8 protein-coding genes are annotated in these 12,990 nt (G+C 35.3%); 1 reads left to right on the top strand and 7 read right to left on the bottom strand.

The window, feature by feature from the left end; all coding sequences use genetic code 11:
• Positions 1-34: 34 nt before the first annotated feature.
• Genes RM51_RS11275 through RM51_RS11265 form a run of 3 tightly spaced genes read right to left on the bottom strand, consistent with a single transcriptional unit; the run spans position 35 to position 5,595 of the window.
• Positions 35-1,360, bottom strand: coding sequence for a rhamnogalacturonan acetylesterase (locus RM51_RS11275; protein ID WP_228375810.1), 1,326 nt, complete (start codon positions 1,358-1,360; stop codon positions 35-37).
• Positions 1,361-4,216 carry a glycoside hydrolase family 2 protein gene (locus RM51_RS11270; RefSeq protein ID WP_039369192.1) on the bottom strand — a complete coding sequence of 952 codons (2,856 nt, stop codon included), beginning with the start codon at positions 4,214-4,216 and terminating at the stop codon, positions 1,361-1,363.
• Positions 4,216-5,595, bottom strand: coding sequence for a rhamnogalacturonidase (locus tag RM51_RS11265; protein WP_084111101.1), 1,380 nt, complete (start codon positions 5,593-5,595; stop codon positions 4,216-4,218). Before RM51_RS11265 ends, RM51_RS11270 begins: the two co-directional genes overlap by 1 nt.
• Before the next feature lie 214 nt (positions 5,596-5,809).
• Between RM51_RS11265 and RM51_RS11260 the strand changes: the two genes are divergently transcribed.
• Complete coding sequence (locus RM51_RS11260; protein WP_039369189.1) at positions 5,810-7,378, top strand: sigma-54 interaction domain-containing protein; 1,569 nt, start codon at positions 5,810-5,812, stop codon at positions 7,376-7,378.
• 359 nt (positions 7,379-7,737) lie between these two features.
• Here RM51_RS11260 and RM51_RS11250 read toward each other — a convergent pair whose 3' ends face one another.
• The 4 genes from RM51_RS11250 to RM51_RS11235 all read right to left on the bottom strand — a co-directional run bounded on the left by RM51_RS11250 (position 7,738) and on the right by RM51_RS11235 (position 12,987).
• The gene (locus tag RM51_RS11250; protein ID WP_039369183.1) at positions 7,738-8,358 is read right to left on the bottom strand and encodes a TMEM175 family protein; all 621 of its coding nucleotides are present in this window, start codon (positions 8,356-8,358) and stop codon (positions 7,738-7,740) included.
• Positions 8,359-8,660: 302 nt separating this feature from the next.
• Positions 8,661-10,010, bottom strand: coding sequence for a sigma-54-dependent transcriptional regulator (locus RM51_RS11245; protein WP_039369180.1), 1,350 nt, complete (start codon positions 10,008-10,010; stop codon positions 8,661-8,663).
• Positions 10,011-10,032: 22 nt separating this feature from the next.
• Complete coding sequence (locus RM51_RS19140; RefSeq protein WP_052248481.1) at positions 10,033-12,276, bottom strand: tetratricopeptide repeat-containing sensor histidine kinase; 2,244 nt, start codon at positions 12,274-12,276, stop codon at positions 10,033-10,035.
• Positions 12,277-12,321: 45 nt separating this feature from the next.
• Entirely contained in the window at positions 12,322-12,987 is a 666-nt protein-coding gene (locus tag RM51_RS11235; protein ID WP_039369177.1) for a YoaK family protein, read from the bottom strand.
• Positions 12,988-12,990 lie beyond the last annotated feature (3 nt).

Raw genomic sequence — 12,990 nt, 5'->3', positions numbered from 1 at the left:
TTAGAAGAGCACATTAGCTTAAAAATCAAAGTTTTTAATTTCCATCAGGTTTTAAAGATTCCATAAAGATACTTTCCGGCCAGTGAAATTTATCTGCTGCATCAGGTGTATTGGGATCAAAGGTTGTATAGCTTTTGGAAACATATTTCTTCAACGGCAGATTTTGATCAACAATAGATTTTACGACACATTTTGCCAGTTCGTAGGCTCCGTAAGGATTAAAATGGGTATCATCCGCCAAAGCATTTGGTTGATTTGGATAACTGTTTGCAGGATAATATACAAATGCTTTTTTGGCTGCTTCCGGTCCCATCGCTTCGAATAATTTTTTGCTAAGTGCATTTAAATCTATTAAGCTAACGTTTTCTTCTTTTGAAATTTCGCGCATTGCGTCAGGAAAATCATCCAGAGTATTGACGATTTTATTGTTTTCATCAAAAACTCTACGATTCATAGAGGTTACCAACACCGGAACTGCGCCCAATTGTTTTGCTTTGTGAATCCATGCTGTAAGTCTTTTTCTATAGCCGGATTTTGTACTGTTTCCCGCTTTTTGGTCATTGTGTCCAAACTGAATGAAGAGATAATCTCCGGGTTTAATTCTGTTCCAGATTTTATCGATTCGATGGCGGTCTTCAAAAGCTTTTAAGGTTTCCCCGCTTTCGGCATAGTTGGCAATTACCACTTTATTCAGAACGAAAAAATACGGCAGCATCTGTCCCCATGAAGCCCATGGTTCATATTGTGCATCAACAACGGTGGAATCTCCTGTTAAATAAATAGTTTTTGCTGTTGTGTTGGGTTGAATGATTACTGAGCAGACTTTAGGTGCTTTATCATTAAATTCTATCGTCAACAGATTATCCCAATGTAAATATTTTGTTTCTCTCGGTTTCAATTTGACAATCCCTATTTTTTCTCCGTTCTGATTACGGATAATGCTGTCTTTTACGTGAACTGAAATTTGTTTTTCAACGATTTCACCTTGTTTTGTTTTGACATCACTTAACATCAACCGACGGTTTTCTACACGAACCGTTGTTTCAGAAGTTCCTTTTGTGTCGCCTAAATTAAGGGTAATATCATAATTGCCTTCAGGAATTGCTACCGAAAAATAAAACGGTTTATTACTTGTAATAAAATCTCCTGTCAACGAGTTTCCTCCTCTGTCAACAGCTTGTAAACCGGAAACATCCATAAATCCATAACCGATTTTTTTATCAAATTTTGAAGTGGGTGTAATCGGGATAAATCCATTTTCCACTCTGTTTCCTCCAAAGTCAAATTTGAAAGTTGTTTGCTGACCGAATATCAACGAACAGATAAGAAGCATTAAAAATCCTACTCTATTTTTCATCATTTAATCGGTTAAAATATTTTCTTTTGGCATGGTAAATTGCTTGTTTTCATTACCCAGATCCGGCAATCCGAAATAGAAATATAATGTTCTTTTAAATGTTCCGTTCAGATGATTGGGCTCACTTTCCAATCCTAAAGATTCGGTTTTATCATTAATGTTAAATGCCAAAACGGTTCCCAAAGGCGGAATAGCATCTAAAAATGAAATATTTCCGGTGGGTAATTCCGGATATCCTTTTGCTCCGTAAATTCCATAAAAATCAAAAAGTCTGACGAACATTTTTTCTTCTTTTGTTCCGATGGTAATCTTCCCTTCTGCGGTATCCAGCTGCATCCAGGAAATGTCATCAAAATAGCCTTTAAATTCAGGATAAATCCAAGGCGATTGTCCGGTTCGTGTTGCATTTTTTAAATTCTGCCAGACATTATAAGTCTGTCCCTGAGTTCTATTTTTCCAAACGTGATAAGGACCTTTTCCCAACCATTTTGCATGGATGACGTAGTTTTCAGGATAATCAAAGCTTACTCCGGCAAACTGGTAATCTCCCGAAAGCGAATATTCGTAGTTTAATTCTAAAACTCCATTTGGATTGAGCTTCCAAAGAATTTTATTTCCGTTTTTATAGGTTGCTTCTATATTTTGATTCTGTCCTTCTACAAAAGATTTTATGGATGATAATTCCATTGTGCCATTGACGAAAATAGGGCCGTTTCTGAAGGTCATTTTTTTGCCTTTTTTATCAACAGTGACAGATTTTAACAGGCCGTCTTTTTTTCCGATGGCTAATTCTTTTTCATCAGATTTCAGAATAAACAAGGAATCATTTTCTACAACAGAAACCGGAAATTCTGTATGTAACGATTTAGAAAACTGTTTTGAAATGTCTTCATTAGTATTAATCTTCCAGGTCCATGTGTAAATTTCTTTTCCGAAAGGATCGGTTGCCGTTAACAATAATCCTTCACTTTCTTTCCAATTTGACGGAAGATTTAAATTGATATTTCCTTTCTCCGTTGGCTGAATAGCCGGAGATTCTACTTTTCCTGTTTTTATTACATCAAATCCGGATTCAGAAGAAAATGGTGTTTTAAACTTAACTAATTTCCATTCGAAATGACAATCCTTTGTATTCGTAAAATGATAGCGGTTTTCTACGGAAATTATTCCATTAAAATCGTTTGGTATTGTTTTCAGATTAATTTTTACCGGACTATAAATTTCACGAATCGCATAAAAACTCCCTTCTTTTTCACGATGTGGACCCAACACTCCGTCTGGAGCGTTAATTGCGTTTACATCAATTTGATTATTGAAATCACTTCTTACCAACCCTTCATCCACAAAAGCCCAGAGAAATCCTCCCGCTCCTTTCTTGGAATTCCAGTGAAGTTCCCAGTAATCGGCTAAAGAAGTTCCGCCACCACCGTCATCCTGTGCGTGCAAAAATTCGGTCGGCATATAGATATTTTCGCCTTCAAGGATGTTTTTTGTGCTGTAATAATCTTCGTAGTGATTACAGTCAATTCCGTTGAACGCATTTCCGGGTTTATGGTGTGCATGAATAACGGGACGATTTGACAGATCATATTTTGCAAATTCTGCATCCAAATCAAAATTATGTCCGCCTTCATTTCCGTTGCTCCAGAAAATAATGGAAGGATGATTGGCATCTCTTGTCACCATTTCTTTCACGAGTTTTTTCCCAACTTCCGTGCTGTATTTTTTTTGCCAGCCAGCCAATTCATCCAAAACGTATAAACCAAGTGAATCACAAATTTTTAAAAATGATTTGTTGGGTGGATAATGGGAACAACGAACCGCATTCATATTCATTTCTTTGATGAGCTGAACATCCATTAAATCTATATTTTCAGTAACAGCTCTACCTGTTTCCGGCCACCAAACGTGCCGGTTGATGCCTTTCATCTTTACTTTGGTTCCATTGATGAAAATACCGTCGCCTTTTCTTATTTCTATGGTTCTGAAGCCAAATTTTTCTTCGACTTGGCTGAGAATCTTTTTATTTTTGTGTAAAGTAAATTTTGCTTTGTATAAATTGGGCGTTTCCGCGGTCCAGAGTTTTGGATTTTTTACTGAAAACTGGATTTGTTTTATAGTATCTCCTTTTTGAATCTGAACCTGCGATTCACCAACTAAATTATTTTTAACATCAAATAATTCTACTTTTACAATATTGGCAGCATTGATTCCTTTTACATGAATATTGGAGCGAAACGTTCCGTCTGCTTTGGCCTCAATAGCTGTTGATGTGATATGTTCTTTCGGGTTTGCTTCCAAATACACTGGGCGAAAGATCCCACCTAAAATCCAATAATCCGCAAGACGTTCTGCATTGTTGACCGATTTATCAGCCGACATTTTGGAAACTTTGACTTCCAGAATATTTTCTTTCCCAAACTGAATTTTATCTGAAATATCATATTTAAATTCATAAAAGGCTCCCTGATGAACTGCTCCAGCCAATTGTCCGTTGATTTTCACTTCGGTATCGGTCATAGAGCCTTCAAAAACAATATTGATGGCTTTTCCTTTCCATGAATTGAGAATCATAAAATGATGCTTATAGAGACCTACTTCATCATTAAATTTAAAGTTTCGGCCATATGTCACATAATCGCGGCCGTAATTGTAAGAACCGAAACCCTGCTGCTCCCAATGAGAAGGTACATTAATTTTGTCCCAACTTCCCGATTTCCTGCCTCCGCTGATCCAAAAATCCCATTCTTTGGTATGCTCTGCATCTTTCCCACTCAGGAATTGAATTTCCTTAGACTGAGAAAATAAAAGCTGTGAGCAAACACATAAAAGAGCGAATATTTTGGAAGAAAAGTTCATTATTTTGTAGCAAGGTCGGAGTCGTCTTTTTTATCGTAAGTCTGTCCTAAAGAAGCTACTTTAGTAACATTTACTTTGATTTGTTTTAAATTTTGAATCGCACTTAAGTTTTGTTCTTCAGGCTTTAATGCTTTTATTGTAAGATTTTCAAACGTGAAATCCTGTAATTCGTATAAATCTGATTTCTCAACTGCAAAAGCGGTTTCACAACTGATATCAATGTTTTTTAAAACTACATTATTAGCTAAAGATCTTTTCGGTTTTTCTTCCCCTTTTAAGTCAAAAAACTGGCTCCATCCTTTTACATATAAAAACGTTTTCACATTTCCTCTGATATTATCAAGCGTGATATATTCGTAGTGTTGCGGGGTATCAGGACGCATTTTCAGATGTAATAATCTTGATGCATCTTTCACCGTTGAATTTCTGAAAAGAATATTGTAATTGTGAATTGATTCACTTCCGCAAGTCAATGCAGAATGACAGAATCCGAACGTATTGTCTTCGATAATGATGTTTCTGTTTTCTCCATTTTCAGGAGCTCTATCGGCTTTCGGACCTTTTCCGCCTTTTAAAGCAATGGCATCATCATTGACAGACAGGTAGCAGTTTTTCACCAGAAAATTGGTACAGGCATCGATATCGATCGCATCTGTGCTCGGTGCTTTTACAGGTTCTTTCGGTGCTAAAATCGTTAAGTTTAATAATTTTACGAATTCACTTTTATAGTAATGTGTACTCCAGAACGGAGAATTTCTCACCGTAATTCCTTCAATCTGAATATTTTTTGAGTTGGAAACATAGATAATTCTAGGTCGCATTTCATCCATATTGGTACATTTAGGATTCCATTCGCGCCTTTTCCAGAATGATTTCCAGTATCTCAATCCATTTCCGTCAAGGGTTCCTTTTCCTGAAATGGTAAAGCCATCCAATCCATCTGCATTAATGATAGCCGGAAAATATTTTACGGTTTGACCTTCCATTCTGGTGGTGACTACAGGAAAATCATTAATGTCGTCGCTTCCTTTTAATTTTGCTCCGTTTTCTAAATATAAATGGGTTCCCTGTTTAAAAAACAGAGAGCTGATAAGGAAAGTTCCTTTAGGTACGACGATTACTCCGCCACCGTTTTTAGCCGCATTATCAATAACCGCCTGAAATTGTTTAGTCTGAAGAACAGTACTGTCATTCTTCAACCCATTATCGGTAAGAATGTATTTTTTTCCTAATTTATTGATGTCTGTAGGTTTATTTTCTTTAAACCATTTTGGAATTGCGGTTCCGTCGGGAAATTTATCCTGACTTTTAACTTCCGTTGAAGAGAAAAAAAGTATAAATAGAGCGCCTAATACGCCTGATGTCTTTGAAAGTTTCATAACTTTTTGCTGTGAATCCTGAATTATTTTAACTAAACTAATTAACAAAAATAAAAGTATACATTTTAAAAGCTTACGGTATCCTGCTCTTTCATGTGGAAATTTTGATTTTAGCTATCAGAAAGGTATAAGTTTTTTATTATTTTAAAACCTGTTCCAGTAGAGAAGTCTCTCCCAATTTCCCTATCTTTAACTTTTATTTTTTAATTCTTTTATGGATATAAGACCTGATCAGAATTCCATTATCACCCAACGTCTTCAGGAAATGCAGAAAGAATGGTCTATCCTATCTGCATTGAACCGTTCATTTTCATGTGTTTTGGATAAAAAAAGTTTTGGACAGGCTTTACAACAATCTTTCAAAGAAGAATTGGGATTTCATGAATGTGTAGTGTTGCAAATTGATGAGCAACATAAAGAAAGTGAAGTTTTTTATTCTACGTTTCAAGTTCAGTCTACCCAAAATCAGTCTTTGAAAAGCTATCTCCAACAATGCATCACTTCTCCTGAAGCTGTTCTTTTTGATCTTAAAGATTTTAAAGAAACAAAAACCTTCTTTTTTGAAGCCAAGAATAAAGAAATGCGCTCTGTCATTGGTTTTTGCCTACCTTCTGTTGAAGAAGCCATAAATATCATCTTTCTATTTTATAAGAATTTTGTTTCGTTAGCTGATATCAATGAAAGAATTTTAACCCAAATTTCTACACAGCTATCCATCACCATCAGAAATATTTCTCTCACGGAAAAGTTTAAGAATCTTGAAATCCAGAATGGAAATTCACAAATTGAGATGGAAACAGAGGTTTCTCAAAAACAGGAACACGGATTTCAGGGAATTATCGGAGAAAGTGAGATCATGAAGGATATTTTTGAGAAAATTTCACAAGTTGCTCCATCTGAATCTAATGTTCTGATTCATGGGGAAACAGGTACAGGAAAGGAATTGATTGCTCAGGCTATTCATCAGCTTTCTAATTTTTCTCAGAAAAAGATGATCAGAATCAACTGTGCAGCCATTCCGGCGAACCTCATCGAATCCGAGCTTTTCGGGCATGAAAAAGGAAGTTTTACAGGAGCAACGGAGCAGAGAAAAGGAAAATTTGAAGAAGCTCACAACAGCACTATTTTTCTGGATGAAATCGGTGAACTACCCTTAGAATTGCAAGGTCGATTGTTGAGAGTTTTGCAGGAAAAAGAGATTGAACGAATTGGCGGGAATAAAAGGATAAAAGTGAATGCAAGAGTCATTACCGCCACGAACAGAAATCTGGAAAAAGAAGTACTTAAAGGAAACTTCAGAAGTGATTTATTCTATCGTCTGAATGTTTTTCCTATTGAATTACCCGCTTTAAGAGAAAGAAAAGAAGATATCCCATTATTGGCAGAATATTTTCTGAAAAAACTGCACATAAAAACAGGAAAAAAAATCACCGGATTCTCACAAAAAGTAATGCATCAGTTGATAGAAAATTCCTGGTTGGGAAATATTCGTGAACTGGAAAATATAATAGAACGAAGCATTTTAACTGCGAAAGATAACATCATCAAAGAAATAGATCTCCCCAAAGTCATAACTGTTCAGAATGATCATCAGGATTTTCAGATCAAACCATTACAGGAGATTGAGAGGGAGTATATTTTAAAAGCTGTTTCAAGATGTAATGGAAGAATTTCCGGTAAAAATGGAGCTGCTATTTTATTGGGATTGCCTTCTACAACATTGATTTCTAAAATGCAGAAGTTGGGGATTAAAAAGGAACACTATTTTAAAGGAAATGATTGATTTTCTGATTACAACGTTGAATTTTAACGCAAGGTTCGCAAAGTTTTCTTAAACAACTAACTGTTTTTTAAGGTTCGCAAGAGCGTTTCACTTAGCTAAGAGAATTTTTTTAAAAATTATGAATGAGAAAGAAATTAATCTTTTAAACCATTAAGATATTATCTAAGAAATTAAGTTTATTAAGAGCTTTATTTATAATTTTTTTGACGCAAAGGATTATTTCTCTGGCTTTTTGATTGAAGAGAGCAAAGACTGAATCAATTTCATTGATTTTATGAAGCTGATGTATATTTATTTTTTTCAAATCATACTTAAATATTCTACATATCTTAAATAACATCTTAATAATTCAAAGAAACTTATTCTTTCATACTCATCTCAATTTTCCCGGAAGATAATGCCCAAAAGATCCAAAGTCCCAAGATGATCATTAATGAAACTATAGGAATCCAAAAGGAAAAAATGAGGGCTATTACGTAAATTGGTAATCCGTAAAGGTAATTATTATGAATTTTTCTGATGGCTGCATCTGTAATTCCCGGACGGAGTAATTTTTTATCGCGACTTGCCAAAAACCAGAGAAGATTGTAAGCCAGATTGATAAAAACAAAAATCCATGTATATAGGGCTACTACAACAGAAGATGCTTCTCCGTCAAAATAACGGGCCAGTAAAGCAGTCGGATATGAAACCGCAGAAACCAAGAACAGTATTAATCCATTGGCAAACATGATCGCAGAATTTCGGCTGTAAATCTGTTTAAAAATTTTATGATGATTCACCCACATGATGAAAATGCTAAAGAACGAAAGGATGAAAGCCAGAAAAGCCGGCCATTGATTCTCGATATATACCAAAAGATCACTCCCGTTTTTTATAGCATCTTTTTCCGGAACGTGAAGATCTAACACCAAAAGTGTGACTGCAATGGCAAAAACGGCATCACTGAAGCCTTCTATTCTTAAGGTTTCTTTTTCCATGACTGATTATTTTGTTTGATTTTGTTGTTAATTGTAAAAGCGCAAGGATTTTATCTTCGGTAAAATTGAAGATTAGTTTTTATTGAAATTTTTAAATAAATTTTGGCTAAAGCCTTTATGTTTTACGTTTATTGAAAAGCGGACTAAAGTCCGCTCCTATTGAATGGATTGTTTACGTTTTTTGCCATTGGCTACGCTGAATCATTGATTTCTGACGAAGGAAAAATCTTATGAGAGAATATTAGAGATGCTTCACTCCGCATTGCTTTTTTCAGAATGACAAAATCGATGGATATTTATGTTTACTTATACCCTTTATCAATTCCCAGTTTTTTCATTTTAGAATATAAAGTCTGAGGTTGGATTTTCAATAATTCTGCAGCACCTCCGATTCCTGAAACTTTCCCGCCACAATTCTGAAGTGCATTCATAATGTGTTCTCTTTCCATTTCTTCCATCGATTTCAAGACACCTTTATTCTCAACTGATTCCGAAGTATTTTTGGGAAGTTCAAAGTTTTCAATTTCATTGGTTTTTGCCAAAAGAACGCTTCTTTCAATCAAATGCTCCAGTTCACGGATATTTCCCGGCCAGCTGTAATTTAATAATTGTTCTACAGCATTCTTGCTGATGGAAGTTATATTTCTTCTGGAAGCTGTTGCATATTTATTGAGGAAAAAATTGGCTAACAATTCGATGTCTTCTTTTCTTTCTCTCAAAGGCGGTAATTCGATCGGGAAAACATTTAATCTGTAATATAAATCAAGTCGGAATCTCCCTTCTGCAACTTCTTTTTCAAGAGAACGATTGGTTGCTGCAACGATTCTTACGTTGACTTTTATGGTTTTATTTCCGCCCAGTCTTTCGATTTCTTTTTCCTGTAAAACTCTCAATAATTTCACCTGAGAATCTAATGGTAATTCTCCAATTTCGTCAAGAAAAATTGTTCCGTTATTCGCCTGTTCAAACTTCCCGATTCTTTGTGTATTTGCTCCTGTAAAGCTTCCTTTTTCATGTCCGAAAAGTTCGGATTCAATTAAAGATAAAGGCAATGCCGCACAATTGACAATCACAATCGGCTGAGATTTCCTCTCGGAAAGTTCATGAACAGAATGGGCTATTTTTTCTTTTCCTGTACCACTTTCTCCGACTACCAAAACAGAAGTATCTGTTGGAGCCACCACTCTTACTTTTTCAACAACATCCTGAAGCTCCGCACTTTTTCCGATGATTCCTTCAATCGATTCGTTGTCTGAATTTTTAATGAATTCACATCCTTTTTCAATATCAAAACGATATTTGGCGATGTCGAGCATAACGATGAGATCCCGTTCTCTGAAAGGCTTTACCATAAATCCGTAAGGTTGGGTTTCCTTCACCGCTTCTAACGTTGACTGATTGGTATTTGCAGAAATGTATAAAAACGGAAGATTGATCTCACGTAATTCCCACGCAAGATCAATTCCTGTAAGATCGCCTTTCAGCATGATATCGAGAAGTACCCAATCTGGTCTTTTTTCGGCAATGGATTTTCTTGCCTGAACTACAGAAGAGGCAATTCCTGTTACCTGATATCCGGCTTTTATTAACATAATTTTGAGATCATTGGCAACAATAAACTCATCTTCTACAATTAAAATTTTTTCTTTCATTGCTGTTTAAAATTTCCGCTTCTTATTTTGAAGCTTCCATTTCTATATTTTTCTTAAATGTTATTTTTATGGTTAAGCCCACTTCATTTTCAAGAGAAAAAATTCCGTCCAGCTGATCGGTCAGTCCTCTCATTAAGTTCATTCCCAAAGATTCGGTTTCGTCGATATTAAAGTCTTTCGGAAGACCTATTCCGTTATCTGAAATAATCAGTTCATAAGAATCATTTTCAACACTTTTAAACGAAATTTTAACTTCGCCTTTCCGATCGTCCGGAAATGCATATTTCACCGTATTATTAATTGCCTCATTCACAATGAGTCCCATCGGAACCGCCTGCGCAACATCTAAAAAAACTTTTTCTGTATCCATCGTAAAACTGATCTTCTTTTCTGATGAATAGCATTCTTTGATATAAGCAATCAACTCATAAATATACCACGACATATCAATCGTTGACAGATTGTCTGACTGATATAATTTCTGATGAATCAAAGACATCGCATGCATTCTGTGCTGACTGTTTTGAATTGCCAACAACGCATCTTCATTATCTAAATAAGCAGATTGTGTATTTAATAAACTAATGACAATCTGTAAGTTATTTTTTACACGATGATGAATTTCCTTTAACAGCCATTCTTTTTCAGCAAGTAATTTTTTCAGTTGCTCGTTTTGCTCGTCAATCTGTTTTCGTTTTGATTCTAACTTTTTATTTGCATTAGATTTCAGCCTTGAACGATTGTACAGTAAAGCAGCAAAAAGAAGCAGAGCTATAATACTTCCTATAAAAACATACCGAATTACTTTTTCATTTTGAATTTTTGCTTCCTGTAATTTTCGCTGGTGGGTAAGCAGTTTAATGTTTTTATCTTTCTTTTCTGTTTCAAACTGAAGCTCCAAAGCCTCAGAATGTTTTAGCTTCTCCATATTAAAAAGTGAGTCTCTAAAAACCTGATGCTGTTTCAAGTGTTTTATTGCCGATTCGTATTTTTTATTGGCATGATCAGACTGGTAGGTTAACAGCTCAATCTGTGAATACAAAATGAGCTGATTGGATTTTTTAGCAAATTCTTTAAATTTCTCAAGATAGGCATAGGTTTCTTCTGCGTGACCTGAGTTTTGAAGATAAATAATGATTCCGTTAAGCTTGTAATACAGACCTATTTCAGATTCTTTATATTTTTTCAATAATTCCTGATAATAAGGTTCTGCTTTATGAGGCTGCTTCAACAGTGAATAACAGATGGTGAACATAAAAAGCTGTCTTATTTTGGTCAATTCATCTGTTGGAGGATATGCTTTCTCTGTTTTCTTCAATGTTCGCAACGCTGCACGATAATTCTTTTGCTGACAGTATAAGGAGGCTAAATTATATGTTAGAACATTAATATCGCTTATATTTTTGTATTTAATAGCGATATCCAACGATTTTTCAAAATTGGCAAAAGCCAGATCGTACTTCAGCACATCATAATATGCCAATCCCAAATGATTGTAAATTGTGCACCACTGATAACTTTTATCGTCTACATCTTCTGCTGTTTTTTGCGCCAGCAATGCATATTGTAAAGAAAGCTGCGAATTTTGCAATATCCCGTAATTTCCAGACATTAAGGTATAAACACCCTGAAGTTCTTTGAAACCGATAGATTTATAAATATTCAACGCATTCTCGAGGAGTTCCAAAGATTTTTGGTTCTCCCCTAAAATGCTGTAATAATCTGCAAGATCTTTTAAAGCGTCACCTTCTTTTTTGAATAATTTATATTTCTTATAAAGTGGAATCGCAAGCTCAAGGTATTTTATTTTCTTTTTAAAACCTTCTTCTTCATAGCCTTCATAGGCACAAAGTTCTCTGTAAACATCAGGAAGAACGGACAGATTATTTTGCATCGCATACGAAAGTGCCTCATTGGTCTTTTTCTGTGCGGTTTTAGAATCACCTTTTTCACGGGTAATCTGAGCATCCAGAAGCATCAGCTTTCCCATTCCTAATTTATATCCTAAAGAATTGCTCAGTTTCTGACCCTGCAGTCTTAGTTGATCAGCCTTGTCAATATCTGTCTTGATTTCTCCTTCTTTTGTTAAATAGTAGTCACTTAACCTGATAATCAATTCAACTTTCTGCGTATTATTTTCGGCTTTACCGATTTCCCTTTCCAATTGTTTTGGGTCTTCTTTTGGTTGCCCCTGAATCATTAAAAAAGCAGAAAAAAGCAATATTGCTGAAGATAATATACGCCAAGAGGTAAAAGTGAATTTCATTGTTTAAAGATAATCTATTATGCTTTTATTTACCAATGTTGATTCTTAAATTTTACGGTGATAAAAATAACAAATCAACATCGCCAAACCAGGTAAGACAAGCGTTACCAAACCAAATTGTTTTCCTGCATACGCGCCTAAAAAACAGCCGACCAAAAATCCTAAAATAGTAATCAATTGCTTTTTTAAACTTTCTAAAGCTTCTGGATGATGGAATCCGTTTTTCAACAGTGTTCCGAAATCCAGAGAAGCCTGAGTGACGTTTCCAGTCATCATTGTAGTGGGACCATGCGTTTCCTTTGCATACAATTTTCCAAAGGCATTCTGAAGTCCCATTGCAAAAACAGCCATCATCGTTATTGCATACATCATCCATTCTTCAAAGGCATTATTGTAATGTAAAACCGCAACAATAACGCCGCTCAACAATAATAAAATGCCTTCCCAGCATAAAATCGTGTAATGATTAAGTGCTTTTCCTGCAATCCTTCCGCCAACAATTACTGCCAAAATAAATACAGGGAAAGTCAGCAATTTTACCCAGGCATGAATATCGGACCCTTTCACAAACTGATAGGCAAATACAATAAAGTTTCCTGTAACGTGTGCCGAAAAAATAGCGTCTGCCGATACAAAGGTTACCGTATCACAATAGCCTGCAATCATCGTAAGCAGTAAGGTTACATAGCCAATATTATGTTTTACTTCCATGAT

Source organism: Chryseobacterium taiwanense, from assembly GCF_000813825.1.
GTDB lineage: Bacteria > Bacteroidota > Bacteroidia > Flavobacteriales > Weeksellaceae > Chryseobacterium > Chryseobacterium taiwanense.
The sequence above is the reverse complement of the archived record's forward strand: the minus strand, read 5'-3'. Positions and strand labels throughout refer to the sequence as shown.